Below are 20,063 nucleotides of genomic sequence, written 5' to 3'. Positions count from 1 at the left end.
ACCACCGCCAGGGTTCCGTCCACAAACGCCGGGCTGGCTGGGGGTGCCGGGGGTGCCGGCGGGCTGGGTATGCGAAGGCCCCCGCCCCCGGGAGGAATCCGGGGGCGGGGGCCTTCGTGGTGGTGGGTGGGGTCAGGACACCGTCAGTGGGCGGATCGCGGTGGGGGCGTGGGACGGGTCCGTGGCGATGTCCTCGAACTCGTTGACCGAGGCGATGTCGGTGCCGCTCATCGCGATGTTGGTGACCCGCTCCAGGATCGCCTCCACGACGACCGGGACCCGGAACTCCGCGGCGAGCTTCTTCGCCTCCTCGAAGGCCGGCAGCAGCTGGTCCGGGTCGGTGACCCGGATCGCCTTGCAGCCGAGTCCCTCGACGACCTTGACGTGGTCGACGCCGTAGGCGCCCAACTCCGGGGAGTTCAGGTTCTCGAACTCCAGGTTGACCTGGAAGTCGATGTCGAAGTTGCGCTGCGCCTGGCGGATGAGCCCCAGGTAGGAGTTGTTCACCAGGACGTGGACGTAGGGGATGCGGTGCTGGGCGCCGACGGCCAGCTCCTCCAGCATGAACTGGAAGTCGTAGTCGCCGGAGAGGGCGACGACCGCGCCCTCGGGGTCCGCGGTGGCGACGCCCAGGGCGGCGGGGATCGTCCAGCCGAGGGGGCCCGCCTGGCCGCAGTTGATCCAGTGGCGCGGCCGGTAGACGTGCAGCATCTGCGCGCCGGCGATCTGGGAGAGCCCGATGGTGGTGACGTAACGGGTCTCGGGGCCGAACGCCCGGTTCATCTCCTCGTAGACGCGCTGCGGCTTGAGCGGCACGTCGTCGAAGTGGGTGCGGCGCTGGAGGGTGGCCTTGCGCTCCTGGGTGGAGGCGGCCCAGGCCGAGCGGTCCTTGAGCCTGCCCGCGGCCTTCAGCTCGCGTGCCACCTCGACGAAGAGCTCCAGCGCGGCCCTGGCGTCGGAGGCGATGCCGAGGTCGGGGGCGAAGATCCTGCCGAGCTGGGTGGGCTCGATGTCGACGTGGACGAAGGTGCGGCCCCGGGTGTAGACGTCCAGCTTGCCGGTGTGGCGGTTGGCCCAGCGGTTGCCGATGCCGAGGACGAAGTCGGACTCCAGGAAGTTCGCGTTGCCGTAGCGGTGCGAGGTCTGGAGCCCGACCATCCCGGCGTTCAGCTCGTGGTCGTCGGGGAGGATGCCCCAGCCCATCAGGGTCGGGACGACGGGGACACCGGTCAACTCGGCGAACTCCACGAGCAGTTCGCAGGCGTCGGCGTTGATGATGCCGCCGCCCGCGACGAGCAGCGGGCGCTCCGAGGCGTTCAGCAGCTCCACGGCCCGCTCGATCTGCTTGCGGGAGGCGGCGGGCTTGTGCACCGGGAGGGGCTCGTACAGCTCGGGGTCGAACTCGATCTCGGTGAGCTGGACGTCGATCGGCAGGTCGATGAGGACCGGGCCGGGGCGGCCGGTGCGCATCAGGTGGAAGGCCTGCTGGAAGACGCCGGGGACCTGGGCGGCCTCCAGGACGGTGGTCGCCGCCTTGGTGACCGGCCCCGCGATCGAGGCGATGTCGACGGCCTGGAAGTCCTCCTTGTGCAGGACGGCGGTCGGGGCCTGGCCCGTGATGCACAGGATCGGGACGGAGTCGGCGATGGCGGAGTACAGACCGGTGATCATGTCGGTGCCCGCCGGACCCGACGTACCGATGCAGACGCCGATGTTGCCGGCCTTCGCCCGGGTGTAGCCCTCCGCCATGTGGGAGGCGCCCTCGACGTGCCGGGCCAGTGTGTGGTGCACCCCGCCGGAGGCCTTGAGGGCCGCGTAGAAGGGGTTGATCGCCGCACCCGGCACACCGAACGCGTTGCTGACGCCTTCGCGCTTGAGGATCTCGACTGCCGCACGGGCAGCGGTCATACGAGGCATTGAGTGCTCCTGCTCGGGATTGGTGGAGTCGGGCTCTGTCGCGCCACCTGAGAGCACCAATTCCGCATTACGGAAACTAGGTTCTGCTATACGGAAGTAATCTAGGACGCGGTGCGGACGCCGTCAAGAGCACGCGGCCGCGCCCCGCGCAGGAGCGGTCTCCTCCCCGTTCGGCATGAAGTACGCCGATTCCCTCCCCAGAACCTCGCTCCTGATGGACGATGGGGTGACGAGGGAAGCACGGAGCGCAGCCGTTCCACGCGTCCGTGCCGGAGGGAGGCGATCGTGAAGTCCGTGCCGGTACGGTGCCCGGTCTGCGGCCAGGACCATGCCTACGTCGCCCCGGCCTACCCATGTCCGTGCGGAGCGCCCACCGCCCCTCCGCTGCTGCCCGGCGCCCCGGTGGTCCCGGTCACCCGGCGCACCTGGGACGAGGACTGGGTCACCGTCCGCTGCACGGCCTGCGACCGGCGGGACCAGTGGCCCCAGCCGGAGCTCTGCTGCCCGTGCGGGGCCCTGCTGCGGATACCGGTGCGGCCGGTGGGCGAGCCCGCTCCCCCGGCAGGTCCCGCCGCCCCGACGCACATCCCGCTGCCGCGCACCGCCGCCCATCCGCGCCCCTCGTTCCGGCCCCGGACGATCCGCACCGGGCACGACGCGGTGAGCGCGGCCGCCCTCTATCTGACCTGGCTGGGCTACCGCGAGGTGGCCAGGGTGCGGACGCGCACCGCGGGCGGGATCGACCTGCGGGCCATCGGCCTCGTCGCCCAGGTGGACGCCACGACCCGGCCGGTGGGGCTGCGCGCCGTGGAGTGCCTCTGGCTCAACGCCCTGGGGGCGTCGGCGGCCGGGGTGTTCTTCTCGCTCGCGGGGTACGACGCCCAGGCGCGGGGCCGGGCGGACGGTATCGGCCTTCCGCTCTTCGTCATGGACCTCACCGGGGCGCCGCAGCCGGTGAACAGCCCGGCGGACGAGCTGGTCAGCACCGGGGCCTGAGCGTCGGGGCCCGGACGCCGAGCCGTTCCCCGGAGGGCGTTTTCGGGCCACTCCGTACCGGCGCCCCGCCTGGCGCGGCACACTGAGTACATGCGTATCCGCTCCGCCAGACGCTCCGATCTCCGCCTTCTCCAGGACATCGAGCGTGCCGCAGGGGAACCCTTCCGCGCCCTCGGCATGCATTCCGTGGCCGACGACGATCCGCCCCCGCTCGACCTGCTGGAGAGCTACCGGCGGGCCGGACGGTGCTGGGTGGCCACCGACCCCCTCTCCGCCACCGGCGACCGGCCGCTCGGCTATGTGATCGCCGACCCCGTCGACGGGGCCCTGCACATCGAGCAGATCTCGGTGGACCCGGTGGCGGCCCGCCGGGGCATCGGCCGCGCCCTGATCGACCGCCTCGCCACGCTCGCCCCCGAACAGGGCCTCACCGCGCTCACCCTGACCACGTTCACCGATGTGCCGTGGAACGCCCCGTACTACACACGCATCGGCTTCCGGGTGCTGCCCGAGAGCGAGCTCACCGACGGGCTGCGCACGATCCGCGGGGAGGAGGCGCAGCACGGCCTGGACCGCTGGCCGCGGGTCTGCATGCGGCGCGACCTCCTGCCGGCCCGGCCGTCCACCCCGTCGGTGCCGGCCCCGCAGTCGGCGGCCCAGGCCTCGGCCACGGCACCGGCTTCGGTCGCTGTCAGTGGCGCCCCGTAAGCTAAGGGCATGGATTTAACTCCACGTCATACCGTGCAGCCCGCCGTCGCGTCCGCCGCCCAGGCGAACGAAGCCATCCGCGCGCTCGTCGACTCGCGTGCGGGCCAGGACTGGTCCGCCGTGGAGTCCGCGACGTACGAGGTGCTGCTCATCGAGTGGGCGGCGGCGACCCGGTCGGACGGCTCCGACATCATCGAAGCCGCCTGACCGGTCGCCCCGCCCGGGGCGACCGGCCGGGGTGCCCCCGTGGCAGCCGTCGTACGGCGCTCAGCCGCCGTACGTCTCCCGCAGCTCGATCTTGCGGACCTTCCCGCTCACCGTCATCGGGAAGGAGTCGAGGACCCGCAGCCCGCGCGGGATCTTGTAGTGGGCCAACCGCTCCCGGCAGTACGCGGTGATCTCCTCCAGGACCGGCGGGTCGGCCGGGTCCCGGGGGATGACGCAGGCCAGGATCTCCTCCCCGTACCGCTCGTCCGGCACGCCGACCACCTGGACGTCGGCGATCTTCGGGTGGCCGTGCAGGAACTCCTCGATCTCCCTCGGGTACACGTTCTCGCCGCCCCTGATGATCATGTCCTTGATCCGGCCGACGACCTGGACGTAACCGTCCTCGCGCATCACCGCGAGGTCCCCGGTGTGCATCCAGCGGCCCGCGTCGATCACTTCGGCGGTGCGGTCGGGCTGGTCCCAGTAGCCGAGCATGACGCTGTAGCCCCGGGTGCACAGTTCGCCCGCGCTGCCGCGCTCCACCGTGGTGCCGGTCGCCGGGTCGACGACCTTGATCTCGATGTGCGGCAGCACGCGGCCCACCGTGCCGGTGCGCCGCTCCAGGTCGTCGTCGCGGCGGGTCTGGGTGGAGACGGGCGAGGTCTCCGTCATTCCGTAGCAGATGGACACCTCGTCCATGTGCATCTCGGCGACCACCCGCTTCATCACCTCGACCGGGCAGGGGGAGCCGGCCATGATCCCGGTCCGGAGCGAGGAGAGGTCGTAGCGGGAGAAGTCCGGGAGGTTCAGCTCGGCGATGAACATGGTGGGGACGCCGTAGAGCGAGGTGCAGCGCTCCTGCTCGACGGCGGCCAGCACGGCGGCGGGCTCGAAGGACGGCCCCGGGATCACCATGCAGGCGCCGTGCGAGGTGATGGCGAGGTTGCCCATCACCATGCCGAAGCAGTGGTAGAAGGGGACCGGCAGACAGACCCGGTCGGCTTCCGTGTAGGCGATCATCTCCCCGACGGAATAACCGTTGTTGAGGATGTTGTGGTGGGAGAGGGTGGCCCCCTTGGGGAAGCCGGTGGTGCCCGAGGTGTACTGGATGTTGACGGGGTCGTCGCAGGACAGCTCGGCCTCACGCGCCGCCAGTTGCGCGGGGGTGACGGCCGGGGCTCTCGCGGTCAGCTCGGCCCAGGACGGGTCCCCGATGTGGTGGACGGCCCGCAGGGACGGGCAGTTGCCCCGCACCTGGCCGACCAGGGCGCGGTAGTCGCTGGTGCGGTGGGCCAGGGAGGCGACCAGCAGACGGACACCGGCCTGGTCGAGGACGAACTCCAGCTCGTGCGCCCGGTAGGCGGGGTTGATGGTGACCATGACGGCGCCGATGCGGGCGGTGGCGTACTGGAGGAGCACCCACTCGGGGCAGTTGACCGCCCAGATGCCGACCCGGTCGCCCTTCTCCACCCCCGACGCCATCAGCGCGCGGGCCAGTTCCTCGACGTCGGCGCCGAACTCCGTGTAGGTCCAGCGGCGTCCGGAGACCACGTCGACCAGGGCCTCCCGGTCCCCGTGGGCGGTGATCGCACGGTCCAGGTTGCGGCCGATGGTGTCGCCGAGCAGGGCGGTGGTGCCGGTGCCGTGCGCGTAGGACAGGCTGCTGCTCACTTCAGGTCCCCTTCGTCGAACTCGGTGCCGGTGCCCAGGGCGGTGCGTTCGCGCAGCTCGATGCGGCGGATCTTGCCGGAGACGGTCTTGGGCAGGTCGGCGAACTCCAGCCTGCGCAGGCGTTTGTACGGGGCGAGGGTCGCCCGCGAGTGCTCGAAGAGGGCCTTCGCGGTCTCCGGACCCGGCTCCCACCCCTCCGCCAGCACGACGTACGCCTTCGGGACGGAGAGGCGGAGCGGGTCGGGGGCGGGCACGACGGCGGCCTCGGCGACCGCCTCGTGCTCCAAAAGGGCGCTCTCCAGCTCGAACGGCGAGATCTTGTAGTCGGAGGACTTGAAGACGTCGTCGGCGCGGCCCACGTAGGTGATGTAGCCGTCCTCGTCGCGCGCCCCGATGTCGCCCGTACGGTAGTAGCCGCCGGCCATCGCCTCGGCGGTGCGGTCCGGGTCGCCGTGGTAGCCGGTCATCAGGCCGACGGGGCGGTCGGCGAGGTCGAGGGAGATCTCGCCCTCCGCCGCCCCGGGGCGGCCGGTGACCGGGTCGAGCAGCTCCACGGTGAAGCCGGGGCTCGGGCGGCCCATGGAGCCGGTCTTGAGGCGCTGGCCGGGGGTGTTGGCGACCTGGACGGCGGTCTCCGTCTGGCCGAAGCCGTCCCGGATGGTCACCCCCCACTCCCGCCGGACCGTCTCGATGACCTCCGGGTTCAGCGGCTCCCCCGCCGCGACGACCTCGCGCGGCGGGAGCTTCAGCTGCGACAGGTCCGCCTGGATGAGCATCCGCCAGACCGTGGGCGGGGCGCAGAAGCTGGTGATGCCCGAGCGGTCCATCTCGGCCATCAGCCGGGACGCGTCGAAGCGGGTGTAGTTGAAAATGAAGACGGTGGCCTCGGCGGTCCACGGGGCGAAGAGGTTGGACCAGGCGTGCTTGGCCCAGCCGGGCGAGGAGATGTTGAGGTGGACGTCGCCGGGCCGGAGCCCGATCCAGTACATCGTCGACAAGTGGCCCACGGGATAGGACACATGGGAGTGCTCGACGAGTTTGGGCCGGGCGGTGGTGCCGGAGGTGAAGTACAGCATCAGCGGCTCGTCGGCGCCCGTCGCCCGTCCGGGCGTGAAGCCGGCCGGGGCGTCGGCCGCTTCCGCGTACGGCCGCCAGCCCGCCACCTCATCGCCCACCGCGATCCGGGTGTACTCCCCCGGCACCTCGTCGAACTTCCCGGTGTCCGCGTCCCGCACGAGCACATGGCGCACCCGGCCGCGCTCCACCCGGTCGCGCAGGTCGGCGGGGCCGAGCAGCGGGGTGGCGGGGATGACGACGGCGCGCAGCTTCATCGCGGCGAGCGCGCTCTCCCACAGCTCCACCTGGTTGCCGAGCATCACGAGGATGCGGTCGCCCTCCCGGACCCCTTGCTCCCGCAGCCAGTTGGCGGTCCGGTCGGAGCGCTCGGACATGGCCGCGAAGGAGACCTCGGTGCGCCGGCCGTCCTCCTCCACGATGTGCAGGGCGGTGCGGTCGTTGTCCTCGGCGATGACGTCGAACCAGTCCAGCGCCCAGTTGAAGTGGTCGGCCCTGGGCCAGCGGAATCCCGCGTAGGCGGTGTCGTAGTCCTCGCGGTGTTCCAGCAGGAAGTCCCGGGCGGCCCGGAACGTCTCCGTCGCACTCGTTGCCGGCATATGCCCTCCTCGTTGCGGACCTGACCGGTCGATTGACATCATGTAAACAGTGACCCAGGTCTCACCACCCCCGGACGGGGGTGGTTCGCTCCCCCGGACGGGGAGCGGCGCGGACCGGGTGGGGAGGCGTCGGAGTGCCGGAACCGGTCGATGCGGTCGAGATGCAGGCGGCGCTGGCGGGGCTGCGCCGTACGAGCGGGCTGCCGGTCGCCTTCGGCGGCCTGCTGTCCGACGCCCGCCACGCCCGGATCGGACAGCTGAACGGGGCGCAGACCAGCGCGTTGCGCGGTCTGGTCGTCTCGGCCGGGAGCGGCCTCGGCGGCAAGGCCATCGCGCTGGCCCGCCCCTGCGCGGTGACGGACTACCCCGCCTCGCGCCACATCAGCCACGAGTACGACGGCGCGGTGGCGGCGGAGGGGCTGCGTTCGGTCGTCGCGGTCCCCGTCGTCGTACGGCGGGCGGTGCGGGGCGTGCTGTACGGGGCGCTGCGCACGCCGGTGAGCCTCGGGGACCGGACGTTCGACGCGGTGGTCGCGGCCGCCCGTGACGTGGAGCAGGCGCTCGCGGTCCGCGACGAGGTGCGGCAGCTGCTCGCCCTGACCCGGGAGCAGGTGGACGGTCCCGGTACGGCCCCGGGCGCCTGGGAGGACGTGCGCGAGGCCCATCGGGAGCTGCGCTCCCTGGTGCCGAGGGTGGCCGACCCGGCCCTCCGCGACGAGCTGCTCGGCGTCTGCGGGCGCCTCGCCTCGGCGTCCGGGGCGCGGGCCCCGGCGGCCCGGGAGGTGCGGCTGGCGCCGCGCGAGGTGGACGTCGTGGCGTGCGTGGCGGCGGGCGCGACGAACGCGGCGGCCGCCCGGCAGCTGGGGCTGCGGCCCGAGACGGTGAAGGGGTATCTGCGCTCGGCCATGCGCAAGCTGGGGGCGCACACCCGGCTGGAGGCGGTGGTGGCGGCCCGGCGGGCGGGGCTGCTGCCGTAGGAGGGGGCTCCCGGGAGGCCCGGCCTGCGGGGGCCGAAGGCGCCGAGCACCCGAAGGCCCCGGGTGCCGCGCGCCCTGTCCCCCTCACTCCCCCTCACTCCGACCCACGCCGACTCACTCCGACTCACTCCGACTCACGCCGCGAAGCCCGGTCGCGACGGCCGGGGACAGGCGTTACGCCCGCCTGCCCCGCGCACCGCGCGCCCCGGGTCCGCCCGTTCCATGATGAACCGGTGATCAGTGTCCTCTTCGCCGTCCTGACCGCCCTCAGCAACGGTTCCGCCTCGGTGCTCCAGCGCCGGGCGGCGATGGAGGTGCCCGACAGCAAGGCGCTGCACCTCTCCCTCATCGGCCACCTGATGCGCCAGAAGGTGTGGCTGGGCGGGATCGCGCTGGTGATCGTGGCGGCGCTCTGCCAGGCGGTGGCGCTGGCGACCGGGCCGATCTCGGTGGTGCAGCCGATCTTCGTCATCGAGCTGCCCGCGACGCTGCTGGTGGCCGGGTGGCTGATGCGGGTGCGGGCGCCGCGCACGGTCTGGTACGGCGTCGCCGCGGTGACCGCCGGTCTCGCGCTCGGGCTCGCCTCGGCCGCGCCGGTCGACGGGACCGACGTCGTGCGGGGTGCGGACTGGGTCCCGGCGCTGCTGCTGACCGGGGCGTTCGAGGCGGTGCTGGTCGTCGCCGCGCTGCGGGCGCGCGGCAACACCCGGGCGGCCCTGCTGGGGCTGGCCGCCGCCTGCGGCTACGCGCTGACGGCGGCGCTGATGAAGGACGCCGTGGCGCACCTCGGCCCGGGGGGCGGGGCCGTCGCGCTGCTGACCTCCTGGCAGCTCTACGCGACGGCGGTGGCCGGGGTGGGCGCCCTCTTCCTGCTCCAGAACGCCCTGCACGCGGGCAGCCTGGTGGCCGTGCAGCCGATGCTGACGCTGGGGGACGCGCTGATCAGCATCCTGTACGGGGTGACGCTCTTCGAGGAGGAGCTGCGCACCGGCTGGTGGCTGCTGCCCGAGCTGGCCGGGCTGGGGCTGATCGGGGCGGGCTGTGTGGTGCTGGCCCGTTCCTCCCTCGCCACCGACACGCTCGCGCCCCGACCGACTCGGCCCCGGGTGCGCTGAGCCCGGGTCAGACCTGGTCGATGGGGGTGACCTTCTCGCTCTCCCGTACGGGCCCGGGGGGTGTGCCGTCACCGAACGGGCGGCCACCGAGCTGTTCGCGGTGGTGCGGGGTGGTCCAGCCGGAGAGGTCGGGGCCGTCGGGGACGATGCCGGTCGGGTTGATGCCCGTGTGCACCTGGTAGTAGTGGCGCTTGATGTGGTCGAAGTCGACCGTGTCCCCGAACCCGGGGGTCTGGTAGAGGTCGCGGATGTACGCCCACAGGACGGGGTCCTCGGTGATCTTCGTACGGTTGCACTTGAAGTGGCCGTGGTAGACCGCGTCGAAGCGGACCAGGGTGGTGAAGAGGCGGATGTCGGCCTCGGTGATGGTGTCGCCGACCAGGTAGCGGCGGTCCGCGAGGCGGGCGGAGACCTGGTCGAGGCGGGCGAAGAGGGCCGCGTACGCCTCGTCGTACTCCTCCTGGCCGCTGGCGAACCCGGCCTTGTAAACGCCGTTGTTGATGTCCCGGTAGATGCCCTCCATGACCTCGTCGATCTCCGCGCGCAGCGGCTCGGGGTAGAGGTCGGGGGCGCCGGGGCGGTGCAACGCGGTCCACTCGGTGGCGAGGTCCAGGGTGATCTGCTGGTAGTCGTTGGTGACCAGCTTGCCGCTCGGTACGTCGACGATCGCGGGGACGCTGACACCGCCGGGGTAGTCGCGTTCCCGGGCGTCGTACGCCTCGCTCAGGTAGCGGATGCCCAGCACCGGGTCCTTGCCGCCGGGGTCCAGGGTGAAGCGCCAGCTGCGGTCGTCCTGGATGGGGTCGGTGACGGCGAGGGGGAGGGCGTCCTCCAGGCCGAGGAGGCGCCGGGAGACCAGGGAGCGGCTGGCCCAGGGGCAGGCCCGGCTGACGACGAGCCGGTAGCGGCCGGCCTCGACGGGCCATCCGTCGCGCCCGTCGGCGGTGATCCGGTCGGCGAAGTGGCTGCGGGACCGCTTGAACGGCTTGTGGCCGTAGGAGGTGTTGCCGTCGCTCCCTGCACTCTGGGCTGACGTGTCGCTCATGCCGTGCTCCTCGATGGGTCGCTGTCGGTGGGCTTGCTCTGTTCCCGTCGTCTGCCCCGCCGGTCGGCTCCGACGTCGGCCAGTGCCACGATCAGTGCGGCCAGGACGAAGGCGACCGAGACGATCAGGCCGTGGTCGTAGGCGTCCGCCCAGCCCTCCGGACCGACCTGGGCGAAGAAGACCGCGCCCACGGCGGCGATCCCGATCGCGGAGCCGACCCGCTGGCCGGTCTGGAGGGTGCCCCCGGCGCTGCCGGCCCGGTGTACGGGGATCTCCGCCAGGGTCAGCGTCTGGTTCGGGGCGATCACCAGGCCGCTGCCGAGGCCGGCGAGGAGCAGCGGGGCGGCCATCGCCCATCCCGCGGCGCTGCCGGGGACCCAGTGGACGGCCAGTGCGGTGCCCGCGAGGCCGAGGGCGACCATCGTGAGTCCGGCCACCACCAGCGGGCGGCCGAACCGCCCGACGAGCCGGCCGCCGATCGACGCGGTGAGCCCGGATCCGAGGGCGAAGGGGGTGATGGCGAGTCCGGCCTGGAGGGCGGAGTAGCCCAGGCCGGACTGGAGGTAGAGGGTCGTGACGAAGAAGATCGAGGTGAACCCGGCGAAGTAGAGCAGGATCAGCAGGCACCCCAGCCAGTAGGAGCGCAGCCGGAACAGCGAGAGGTCCAGGACCGGGTGGGTGGGGCCGCCCGTGCAGCGCGCCTCCCAGGCGACGAAGGCGCCGAGCAGGGCGGCGGCGAGCACGATCAGGAGCCACTTGCCGTTCCCCGGCCACTGCTGGGCCTGGACGAACGGCAGCAGCAGGGCCAGCACACCGGTGCCCAGGAGCAGCACGCCGAACGGGTCCAGGTCGCGCGGGCGGACCCGGCCCGCGGAGGGGGTGTCCGGGAGGAGGCGGTGGGCCAGCAGGAGGCAGACGGCGCCGAGCGGGAGGTTGACGTAGAAGACCCAGCGCCAGCCGTGGTCGGGGCCCGCCGCCTGGATGAGCAGGCCGCCGAGCAGCGGACCGACGGCGGTGGAGAGCCCGACGACCGTGCCGAACATGCCGAAGGCGCGGCCGCGCTCGCGCCCGGAGAACATCTGCTGGATCAGTGCGGAGATCTGCGGGGAGATCAGCCCGCCCGCGACGCCCTGGACCAGTCGGGCGATGACCAGCCACATGCTGGACTGGGCGGCTCCGCAGGCGGCGGAGGCCAGGGTGAACAGGGCGAGCCCCGCCATGAAGACGGCCCGGCGGCCCCGCGCGTCGCCGAGGCGCCCGGCGGGGATCAGGAAGAGGCCGAAGGCGAGGGCGTAGCCGGAGAGCACCCATTGGAGGTCGGACTCGGGGGTGTTCAGCCCCTCCCGGATGGAGGGGAGGGCCACGTTGACGATGGAGACGTCCAGCAGGGTCATGAAGCCCGCCACCAGGCAGACCGCCAGCGCCTTCCAGCGCCGGGGGTCGGGGCCGCCGGGGGCGGCGTCGCGTCCGGCCGGGCCGGGATGCGCCGCGCTCTGTGCCATGGTTCGCACCTTAGGTCGCGCCGGGTCTTTCCTCATCCGGACATCCGGGGCACGGCGTGTCCGGGACGGCCGGGGGTACCTGTTCCCGCATGACTGTGGAGAAAACGAGCGTCCTCGTCCTTGACTGCGCCGAACCCATGGAGCTGGCCGAGTTCTACGCCGGTCTGCTCGACGCGGAGGCGCGGGTCGGCTCCGACCCCGACTTCGTGGAGGTCGTCGGCAACGACGGCGTCCGGCTGGCGATCCGCCGGGACCACGGCTACGCGCCGCCGAGCTGGCCCCGCCCGGAGGACTCCCAGCAGGCGCATCTGCGGATCCTGGTGAGCAGCGAGGACATCGACGAGGCCGAGCGCGAGGCGATCGGGCTCGGGGCCAGGCCCGTCGACACCGGTGACAGCAACAGCGGTCCGCGCGATGTCCGGGTGTACGGGGATCCGGCGGGCCACTCGTTCTCCCTGGCGGTGTACCCGCTGCCGACGGGCTGAGGCGCAAGGCCGGGGAGCCATGGCTTGTCTCCTTGACGGCCTTGCCGTTCGGCCGGGTGTGCCTGGGCGGCTGCCAGGGCGGTCTCACAGTCGGTCGGTCCCCCGGGGGAGTGATCATTCCGCGTCCGGGCTCCCGGTCGGCCGCTCGTGTGAGAGACCTGTGGCGTCAGCGACGTGACGCGCACCTTCTCCGTGCCGCTTCGGTCGCATGGTCCGAACATCCGACACAGGGACAGTGAGAGAAGTGACTCAGTCGCACACGATCGACGGCCCCGGGGTGAGCGGGATGGGGGCGGGCTCATTCGCGAGCCCCGACGACATTCCCGACAGCGGCCTCCGGTACGCGGTTGCCCTGCCGTTCTATCAGAAGCACGGAATTTACGTCGAGAACGCGGGAAAAGTCATCGAGGTGAAAGGAGGAGCCCGCGAGCTGAAGATCGAAGAAACACGATCCACCACGCAAACGATTCCCACGGGCGACGGCGGCAGTGACGACTGGCGCAGCACACTCAAATCCGTAGTGGGAATCGCCGTGAAGACGGCGGAGAACGCCCTGCGGGAGAAGTATCCACTCCTTCCGGACGGCGCGATCTCCGGCCTGCTCGGGTTCGGCGAGAGCAGTGGGGAGTCGGTCGGCAAGCAGGAGACCGTCACCTTCGGCGTCAGCGACACACTCAAGATCGTCCCCCTCATCGGAAGGACCATCCTCGCCCGGCCCGTCTACTTCAAGGTGAAATCCGTCTCCGACGAGTGGGTGAAGGAGCCCGGCGGAAACCTGAAGCTGATCAAGGGAAGCGTCGAGTCGGACGTCGTGGTGAAAATGGGCTGGATCCTGGAATGTCCCACCGCCGGCGGAGGGATGAGGCTCGCCCGGCAGAGGCCGAGCGAGCCCAAGGAAGGGGTGGAGTACGACTACATGGCCGACACGTCGCTCACCATTCCCACACCCCCCGACCCCGAAGTGGATGAGTACGCTCCGCCCACCGGGGTGCCCGATCGCAAGGATACGGAGGCGGGCGAGAACAACGTCCGGTGGTACTTTTCCGGGCCCCAGGAGAGCACGGTGAAATCACTGGGGAATGGGCTGAGCAAAGACAGCATCTGGGGCTGGGACAGGAGTTACACCACGCGTATCTCCGTGAAGTGCCCACCTCCACGGCACCAAGGAGGTTCCAGGACGTACGACTGCTATCGCGTCAGGTACCGCGTCGAGGGGACAAGTGCCGGTTTCGGCGACTGGAGTTGGGGCGACCGGTCGGCGGGAACACTGTCCTTCGCCGACGGGACGAGGTCGATCGACCCGTGAGAGTCCGACCCCAGGACCATGGCTCAGCACAGGGGAATCCCTGCCGATGGCAGCGAGTGCACCTATGACTTGCGGTTCTCTGTCTACCTTGACGTTCCGATCGCCAACCCGAAGCTGCACGTAGACATCATTCCGGTCAAGTAGACCCGGAGTACGCGCGCCCGACGACGGCGGGGCCGTGGAACACGGCGTCCTCGAACGCGGTGACCGCCTGGAAGGTCGTCGCCGTGAGGTCGGCGGCGGACCGGAAGGCGGTCCCCTCGAAGCCGGTGCGGCCCTTGAACGTCGCCCTCCAGCGGCAACAGGCGGCGGGCAAGGGCTCCTTCGGGGCCCCTTCGCTCTCGCGCGCGCTCTTGCGGGTGGACCCGCCCATCAATAGACAGGAAAGTTTCCCAACACTGTTGACCCAATTGGAAGGAAGCTTTACTTTCAGTGCTGCCGCCATGGCGTCTCCCACCCCCCATCCGAAGGGAGCACCACCATGCACCAGCGCCCCACTCCCCCCACCGAGCCCACCCCCACGGCCGGCCGGCGCAGGTTCGCCCGCAAGGCCCTGCTCGCCGCGTCCGCGCTCGGCGTCGTCACCGCGCTCCTGGCCCCCGTCCGGGCCGGCGCCGCCCCGGCACCCGCCGCCCCCACCGCCGCGACCCCGCTCGCGGCCAACGGACAGCTCTCCGTCTGCGGCCGGCAGCTCTGTAACGCCTCCGGCCAGGCCATCGCCCTCAACGGCATGAGCACCCACGGCACCCAGTGGTACGCCCAGTGCGTCACCGACGGCTCGCTCGACGCCCTGGCCACCGACTGGCGCGCCGACGTGCTGCGTGTCTCCACCTACGTACAGGAGGGCGGGTACGAGACCGACCCGGCCGGATTCACCGCACGGGCACAGAAGTTCATCGACGCGGCGCACGCGCGCGGCATGTACGCGGTCATCGACTGGCACATGCTCACGCCGGGCGACCCGAACGCCAACCTGGAACGGGCCAAGACCTTCTTCACCGCGATGGCGAAGAAGTACAAGGACCATCCGGGCGTGCTCTACGAGATCGCCAACGAGCCCTCCGGGGTGAGCTGGTCGGCCATCAAGTCCTACTCCGAGCAGATCATCCCGGTGATCCGGGCGCAGGACCCCGACGCGGTGGTCCTGGTCGGGACACGCGCCTGGTCCTCGTTCGGCGTCTCGGAGGGCTCGAACGAGTCGGAGGTCGTGAACAACCCGGTCCGCGCCTCGAACATCATGTACACCTTCCACTTCTACGCGGCCTCGCACCGCGAGGAGTACCTCGCCACCCTGGACCGAGCCTCCGACAGACTGCCCGTCTTCGTCACGGAGTTCGGGACGCAGAACTACGCGGGCGAGGGCGCGAACGACTTCGCGATGTCGCAGCGCTACCTCGACCTGATGAAGCGCAAGAAGATCTCCTGGACCAACTGGAACTACTCCGACGACCACCGCTCCGGTGCCGTCTTCAAGGCCGGCACCTGCAACGGCTCCGACTGGACGGGGACCGGGGTCCTGAAGGAGGCCGGGGTCTGGATCCGCGAGCGCATCCGCCAGTGACCCCGGCCGTGCCGGTCAGCCCCCGGTTCAGACCGAACGACGGCGCAGCGACGCGTCGTTGAGGACCGCCGGGGTGTAACCGGCGTCGCGCGCCGACAGGTTGGTGCCGGGCGGGACGATCTCGTCGATCCGGTCGAGGACGTCCCGGCTCAGCCTCACCTTGTCGGCGCCGAGCTGGCTCTCCAGCTGCTCGAAGGTGCGCGGTCCGATGATCGCCGAGGTGACGGCCGGGTGCTCCAGCACGAAGGCCAGGGCGAGTTGGACCAGGGTGAGACCGGCCTCCTCGGCCAGGACCGCGAGGGCGTCGGCCGCCTCCAGCTTGGCCGCGTTCTCCGGCGCGGTGATGTCGAAGCGGGCGGCCTGGCGCCCGGCGCGGCTGGAGGCCGGCTGCTCGGCGCCCTTGCGGTAGCGGCCGGTCAGCCAGCCGCCGGCCAGCGGGCTCCAGGACAGCACGCCGAGCCCGTACCGCTGCACCACCGGCAGCACCTCGCGCTCGATGCCCCGGGCGAGCAGCGAGTACGGGGGCTGCTCGGCCACCACGCGCTCGCGGCCCCGGCGTTCGGCGATCCACTGGCCCTCCACGATCGCGGAGGGCTCGAAGGTGGAGGTGCCGATGTAGCGGATCTTGCCCTGGCGGACCAGGTCGGTCAGGGCGCCGAGCGTCTCGTCGAAGTCGGTGTCGGGCTCGGGGCGGTGGACCTGGTAGAGGTCGATCCAGTCGGTGGAGAGCCGGCGCAGGCTGTTCTCCACCTCGCGGATGATCCAACGGCGGCTGTTGCCGAACTCGTTGGGGTCATCGCCCAGCCGGCCGTGGAACTTGGTGGCCAGCACCACGTTGTCGCGCCGGCCGCCCGCGAGCGCCTTGCCGACGATGGTCTCCGACTCGCCCTGCGAGTAGACGTCGGCGGTGTCGACGAAGTTGATACCGGAGTCCAGGGCGTGGTGGATGATCCGGATGCTGTCGTCGTGATCGGTGTTGCCCCGGGCGCCGAACATCATGGTGCCCAGGGCGAGGGGGCTGACCTGGACGCCGGTGCGGCCGAGGTTGCGGTATTCGGTCATCTGGCACTCTCCTTGACGAGCTGGATGGTGGTGTCGGGGTGGTCCTGCGGCGCGACCGGACCGCCGGTCTGCCGGAAGGCCTCCCACAGGCGGTGGTACGGGCCCCGCGCCGCGAGGAGTTCGGTGTGGGTGCCGCTCTCGACGACGGCTCCGGCGTCGAGGACGACCACGCGGTCGGCGCGGGCGGCGGTGGTCAGCCGGTGGGCGACGACCACGGTCGTACGGCGGCGGCACAGGGCGTCCGTCGCCGCGGCGACCCGGCGTTCGGTGGCCAGGTCGAGCGAGGCGGTGGCCTCGTCGAGCAACAGGACGTCCGGGTCGACGAGTTCGGCACGGGCCAGGGCGAGGAGCTGGCGCTGTCCGGCGGACAGGTTGCGGCCCCGCTCCCCCACCTGCTGGAGGTAGCCGAGCCGGAGCCCGGCGATCATCTCGTGCGCGCCGACCGCTCGGGCGGCGCTCTCCACCTCGGCGTCGGTGGCGTCGGGGCGCCCGTAGGCGATGGCGTCCCGCACGGTGCCGCTGAAGAGGTGGGGCTCCTGGGGGACGAGTCCGAGCCGGCGCCGGTAGCCGGCCAGGTCGAGGTCGCGCAGGTCGTGGCCGTCGACGCGTACGGTCCCGGCGGTCGGGTCGTAGAAGCGGGCCAGCAGCTTGACGACGGTGGACTTGCCCGCGCCGGTCGACCCGACCAGGGCGACGGTCTCACCGGGGGCGATGCGGAGCCGGAGCCCGTGCAGGACCTCCTGGCCGCCGCCGCCCGCGTAACCGAAGGAGACCCCGTCGAATTCGATGTCGCCGCGCAACCGGCCGACCGCCAACGGCTGTTCGGCCGCGGGTGTACCGGCCGGGGTGCGCATCAGGGATCGGAGGCGGCCGAGGCCGATCACCGCCTGCTGGTAGCCGTCGAAGACCTGGGAGAGCTGCTGGATCGGGGAGAAGAACAGCTCCACGTAGAGGAGGAAGGCGATCAGCGTGCCCGCGCTCAGCTCACCGGAGCGCACCTGGCCCGCGCCGACGACCAGGACGGCGGCGGTCGACAGGGTGCCGAGGAACTCCACGAACGGGAAGAACGTGCCCATGTACCGCTGGGCGCGCAGCCGTGAGTTCCTGAACCCCCAGGCCAGTTCGGCGAAGTCGCGGGCGTTGTGCTGCTCGCGGCGGAACGCCTGGGTGACCCGGATGGCGGTGACGTTCTCCTGGAGGCAGGCGTTGACCGCGCTGACGCGCTCCCTGGCCTCCCGGTAGGCGGGGACCGAGTAGTGGCGGAAGAGGACGGTCGCCCCGATCAGGACGGGGAGGGCCACGAGCAGGACGACGGCGAGGCCCGCGTCGATGACCAGCAGGGTGACCAGGACGCCGAGGACGGTCAGCAGGCTGACGACGGCGGTGATCAGGCCGGTCTGGAGGAAGTTGGACAGGGCGTCCACGTCCGTGGTCATCCGGGTCATGATCCGGCCGCCGAGCTCGCGCTCGTAGTAGTCCAGGCCGAGCCGCTGGAGCTGGGCGAAGGTCTTCACCCGCAGGGTGTACAGGAGCCGCTCGCCGGTGCGTCCGGTGGTGCGGACCTGGGCCACCCCGATCAGCCAGTTCACCGCGACCACCACTCCCGCGGCGGCCGCCGCCGCCAGGAGGACTCCCCCGGCCTGCCGGGCCACGCCGTGGTCCACCCCGTGGCGTACGAGGACGGGGACGGCGATCTGCGCCGCCGCGTCCAGGGCGACCAGCAGCAGCCCCAGGAGGAGCGGGAGCCGGAAGGGGCGCAGCAGGGTGCCGAGGTGGAACTCCCGGTCGGCGGCGACCGCTTGGGCGGTGGTCACCTTGGGGTCGGCCTCGGGCAGCGGGAGGCGGGCGAGGCCGGCGATCAGCTCGGGGCTGGGCGGGGCGGAGCCGAGCACCCCGCCGCCGGGTCCACCGCGTCCTGGCCCGGAGGTGGCGGCGGCCTCGGCCAGCGCCTGGGCGGCGCGGACGGCGGTGCCCTCCTCGGCGTCGGCGGCCCCGGCCGCCTCGCGGTGCCACAGGTCCTCGGTCACCCCGCCGGCCGGGGCCTCCGGCACGGGCTCGGAGGCGGTGGGCTCGGCCGTGGAGAGCAGCGTACGGAACAGGGCGGAGCGGGAGCGGAGTTCGTCCAGGGTCCCGGTGTCGGTGACGCGGCCGCCGTCGAGCACCGCGATCCGGTCGGCCAGCTCCAGGGTGGAGCGGCGGTGCGCGACGATCAGCGTCGTACGGCGGCGGGTCGCCTCGTGCAGCCGGGCGTGGATCTGGGCCTCCACCCGGGCGTCGATGGCGGAGGTGGCGTCGTCCAGGACGAGGACGGCCGGGTCCGCGGCCAGGGCGCGGGCGAGCGCGATGCGCTGGCGCTGGCCGCCGGAGAGGGTGAGGCCCTGTTCGCCGACGACGGTGTCGTACCCCTTGGGGAGGCGTTCGATGAACTCGTCGGCGCGGGCGATCCTGGCCGCCTCGCGGATCTGTTCGTCTGTGGCCTCCGGTGCGCCGTAGGCGATGTTGGCGCGCACGGTGTCGGAGAGCAGCAGGCTCCCCTCGAAGACGTAGCCGATCCGGGAGCGGAGCGAGGCGAGGGACAGCTCGCGCACGTCGGTGCCGCCGACGGTGACCGATCCGGAGGGTACGTCGTAGAACCGGGGCAGCAGGGCGGCGGCGGTGGATTTGCCCGAGCCCGCGGAGCCGATCAGGGCGACGGTCTCGCCGGGGCGGACGTCGAGCGTGAAGCCGTCCAGGAGCGGCGCCTCGTCCCCGTACCCGAAGGTGACGTCCCGCCAGGCGAGGGCGGGCGGGTGCTCGGGGTCGTCGGGCAGTTCGCGGGCGCCCGGCGCGTCGGTGATGACGGGGGCCTCGTCGACGACCTCCAGGACGCGTTCGGCGCCGGCCCTGGCCTGCTGCCAGACGGTGAGCAGGGTGGCGACCTGGCGTACGGGGGTGACGAAGGAGCCCAGGTAGGTGGTGAAGGCGAGGAAGGTGCCGAGCGAGATCCGGCCGTGCAGGGCCATCCAGCCGCCCAGCGCCAGGACGGCCACCTGGCCGAGGGCGGGGACCGCCTGGAGCGCCGGGTTGTAGCGGCTGGTGAAGCGGACGACCCGCAGCCGGGAGGCGAACAGGGTACGGGCGCGCTCCTCCAGTCCGGTCAGCTCCCGGCTCTCCTGGCCGAAGCCCTTGACGACCCGGACGCCGGAGACGGTCGCCTCGACGGTGGAGGCGACCTCGGCGGCCTCCTGCTGGGCGTGCCAGTTGGCGGGGAAGAGGTCGCGGCGGCTGCGCAGCGCGATGGCGTAGAGCAGCGGTCCCACGACCAGCGCGACGACGGTGAGCAGGGGGGAGAGCCAGGCCATGAAGACCAGCGAGATGACGAACATCAGGGCGTTGCCCGTGAGGTTCGGCAGGAACTGGAGCAGCGTCTGGATGAGGGTGATGTCGGAGATGGACCGGCTCACCACCTGCCCGGTGCGCAGCCCGTCCTGCTGGGCGCCGCCGAGCCGCAGGAGGGCGGCGAAGGCGTCGTTGCGCAGGTCGTACTGGACGCCGAGGGAGAGCCGCCCGGAGCGGTAGCGGCGGGTGAAGCTGGCGCCGAAGCGTACGGCGCCGAGCGCGGCGAGCAGGCCGATCCAGGGGGTGAGGGAGGCGGTGGTGGAGCCGGCGACCCCGTCCACGACGTGGCGCAGGACCAGGGGCAGGGTGGCGGTGGCGACGGCGGCGACGAGTGCGGCGCCGAAGGCGAGGAACAGGTCGGTGCGGTGGCGCAGGCAGTAGGCGAACAGCCGCCGGGCCCAGCCGGGCGCGGGCGGTGCCGCTTCGGGCGGCTGGGCGGTGCCGGCCCCCGGCTGCTGCC

General features: G+C 72.0%; 16 protein-coding genes. 8 read left to right on the top strand and 8 right to left on the bottom strand.

The annotated features are described in order from the left end of the window. Positions 1–132: 132 nt before the first annotated feature. A complete protein-coding gene (gene gcl, locus AB0917_RS26915) occupies positions 133–1,917 on the bottom strand; it encodes a glyoxylate carboligase (protein ID WP_366822261.1) in 1,785 nt (594 codons plus the stop codon). A 285-nt stretch (positions 1,918–2,202) separates the two neighbouring features. On the opposite strand from gcl, the gene AB0917_RS26910 reads away from it, so the two are divergent. The 3 genes from AB0917_RS26910 (at position 2,203) to AB0917_RS26900 (ending at position 3,828) form a co-directional block, all read left to right on the top strand. Next, complete coding sequence (locus AB0917_RS26910) at positions 2,203–2,913, top strand: hypothetical protein (RefSeq protein WP_366822260.1); 711 nt, start codon at positions 2,203–2,205, stop codon at positions 2,911–2,913. A gap of 90 nt (positions 2,914–3,003) precedes the next feature. Beyond that, positions 3,004–3,621: a GNAT family N-acetyltransferase gene (locus tag AB0917_RS26905; protein ID WP_366822259.1), complete on the top strand. Its 618-nt coding sequence runs from the start codon at positions 3,004–3,006 to the stop codon at positions 3,619–3,621. 9 nt (positions 3,622–3,630) lie between these two features. Next, a complete protein-coding gene (locus AB0917_RS26900) occupies positions 3,631–3,828 on the top strand; it encodes a hypothetical protein (protein WP_366822258.1) in 198 nt (65 codons plus the stop codon). A 60-nt stretch (positions 3,829–3,888) separates the two neighbouring features. Here the strand turns inward: AB0917_RS26900 and AB0917_RS26895 are convergent, their stop codons facing one another. Both AB0917_RS26895 and AB0917_RS26890 read right to left on the bottom strand, forming a co-directional pair. After that, on the bottom strand, positions 3,889–5,499 hold the full coding sequence (locus tag AB0917_RS26895; protein WP_366822257.1) for an AMP-binding protein: 1,611 nt from the start codon (positions 5,497–5,499) through the stop codon (positions 3,889–3,891). Further along, on the bottom strand, positions 5,496–7,172 hold the full coding sequence (locus AB0917_RS26890; protein ID WP_366822255.1) for an AMP-binding protein: 1,677 nt from the start codon (positions 7,170–7,172) through the stop codon (positions 5,496–5,498). Before AB0917_RS26890 ends, AB0917_RS26895 begins: the two co-directional genes overlap by 4 nt. 134 nt (positions 7,173–7,306) lie before the next feature. Here AB0917_RS26890 and AB0917_RS26885 point away from each other — a divergent pair, with 134 nt between their 5' ends. Both AB0917_RS26885 and AB0917_RS26880 read left to right on the top strand, forming a co-directional pair. After that, a complete protein-coding gene (locus AB0917_RS26885) occupies positions 7,307–8,149 on the top strand; it encodes a helix-turn-helix transcriptional regulator (protein WP_366822254.1) in 843 nt (280 codons plus the stop codon). Positions 8,150–8,382: 233 nt separating this feature from the next. After that, positions 8,383–9,264, top strand: coding sequence for a DMT family transporter (locus tag AB0917_RS26880; RefSeq protein ID WP_366822253.1), 882 nt, complete (start codon positions 8,383–8,385; stop codon positions 9,262–9,264). A 7-nt stretch (positions 9,265–9,271) separates the two neighbouring features. Here the strand turns inward: AB0917_RS26880 and AB0917_RS26875 are convergent, their stop codons facing one another. Together AB0917_RS26875 and AB0917_RS26870 are read right to left on the bottom strand one after the other, a co-directional pair. After that, positions 9,272–10,309 (bottom strand): glutathione S-transferase C-terminal domain-containing protein, encoded by a 1,038-nt coding sequence (locus AB0917_RS26875; RefSeq protein WP_366822252.1) that lies wholly within the window; start codon positions 10,307–10,309, stop codon positions 9,272–9,274. Continuing rightward, positions 10,306–11,811, bottom strand: a complete 1,506-nt coding sequence (locus AB0917_RS26870) for an MFS transporter (RefSeq protein WP_366822251.1) — start codon at positions 11,809–11,811, stop codon at positions 10,306–10,308. The genes AB0917_RS26875 and AB0917_RS26870 overlap by 4 nt, the downstream gene beginning before the upstream one ends. An 89-nt stretch (positions 11,812–11,900) precedes the next feature. Here AB0917_RS26870 and AB0917_RS26865 point away from each other — a divergent pair, with 89 nt between their 5' ends. Next, on the top strand, positions 11,901–12,296 hold the full coding sequence (locus tag AB0917_RS26865; protein WP_366822250.1) for a VOC family protein: 396 nt from the start codon (positions 11,901–11,903) through the stop codon (positions 12,294–12,296). 244 nt (positions 12,297–12,540) lie between these two features. After that, positions 12,541–13,602, top strand: coding sequence for a hypothetical protein (locus tag AB0917_RS26860; protein WP_366822249.1), 1,062 nt, complete (start codon positions 12,541–12,543; stop codon positions 13,600–13,602). Positions 13,603–13,738: 136 nt separating this feature from the next. Here AB0917_RS26860 and AB0917_RS26855 read toward each other — a convergent pair whose 3' ends face one another. Further along, positions 13,739–13,975, bottom strand: coding sequence for a hypothetical protein (locus AB0917_RS26855; RefSeq protein ID WP_366822248.1), 237 nt, complete (start codon positions 13,973–13,975; stop codon positions 13,739–13,741). A gap of 108 nt (positions 13,976–14,083) precedes the next feature. Between AB0917_RS26855 and AB0917_RS26850 the strand changes: the two genes are divergently transcribed. Then, on the top strand, positions 14,084–15,163 hold the full coding sequence (locus AB0917_RS26850; protein ID WP_366822247.1) for a glycoside hydrolase family 5 protein: 1,080 nt from the start codon (positions 14,084–14,086) through the stop codon (positions 15,161–15,163). Between the two features lie 27 nt (positions 15,164–15,190). Here the strand turns inward: AB0917_RS26850 and AB0917_RS26845 are convergent, their stop codons facing one another. After that, the gene (locus tag AB0917_RS26845; RefSeq protein ID WP_366822246.1) at positions 15,191–16,225 is read right to left on the bottom strand and encodes an aldo/keto reductase; all 1,035 of its coding nucleotides are present in this window, start codon (positions 16,223–16,225) and stop codon (positions 15,191–15,193) included. Beyond that, on the bottom strand, positions 16,222–19,992 hold the full coding sequence (locus AB0917_RS26840; protein WP_366822262.1) for an ABC transporter ATP-binding protein: 3,771 nt from the start codon (positions 19,990–19,992) through the stop codon (positions 16,222–16,224). The genes AB0917_RS26845 and AB0917_RS26840 overlap by 4 nt, the downstream gene beginning before the upstream one ends. Positions 19,993–20,063: the final 71 nt, after the last annotated feature.

The sequence above is a fragment of the Streptomyces sp. NPDC007346 genome, assembly GCF_040703535.1.
Classification (GTDB): Bacteria; Actinomycetota; Actinomycetes; order Streptomycetales; family Streptomycetaceae; genus Streptomyces.
The sequence above is the reverse complement of the archived record's forward strand: the minus strand, read 5'-3'. Positions and strand labels throughout refer to the sequence as shown.

Excerpts from the sequence above, each read along its gene's own strand:
- AB0917_RS26900 (WP_366822258.1), top strand. The coding sequence starts at position 3,631 with ATGGATTTAACTCCACGTCATACCGTGCAGCCCGCCGTCGCGTCCGCC.
- AB0917_RS26850 (WP_366822247.1), top strand. The coding sequence starts at position 14,084 with ATGCACCAGCGCCCCACTCCCCCCACCGAGCCCACCCCCACGGCCGGC.
- AB0917_RS26870 (WP_366822251.1), bottom strand. The coding sequence starts at position 11,811 with ATGGCACAGAGCGCGGCGCATCCCGGCCCGGCCGGACGCGACGCCGCC.
- AB0917_RS26845 (WP_366822246.1), bottom strand. The coding sequence starts at position 16,225 with ATGACCGAATACCGCAACCTCGGCCGCACCGGCGTCCAGGTCAGCCCC.
- AB0917_RS26905 (WP_366822259.1), top strand. The coding sequence starts at position 3,004 with ATGCGTATCCGCTCCGCCAGACGCTCCGATCTCCGCCTTCTCCAGGAC.
- gcl (WP_366822261.1), bottom strand. The coding sequence starts at position 1,917 with ATGCCTCGTATGACCGCTGCCCGTGCGGCAGTCGAGATCCTCAAGCGC.
- AB0917_RS26875 (WP_366822252.1), bottom strand. The coding sequence starts at position 10,309 with ATGAGCGACACGTCAGCCCAGAGTGCAGGGAGCGACGGCAACACCTCC.
- AB0917_RS26890 (WP_366822255.1), bottom strand. The coding sequence starts at position 7,172 with ATGCCGGCAACGAGTGCGACGGAGACGTTCCGGGCCGCCCGGGACTTC.
- AB0917_RS26865 (WP_366822250.1), top strand. The coding sequence starts at position 11,901 with ATGACTGTGGAGAAAACGAGCGTCCTCGTCCTTGACTGCGCCGAACCC.
- AB0917_RS26855 (WP_366822248.1), bottom strand. The coding sequence starts at position 13,975 with ATGGGCGGGTCCACCCGCAAGAGCGCGCGCGAGAGCGAAGGGGCCCCG.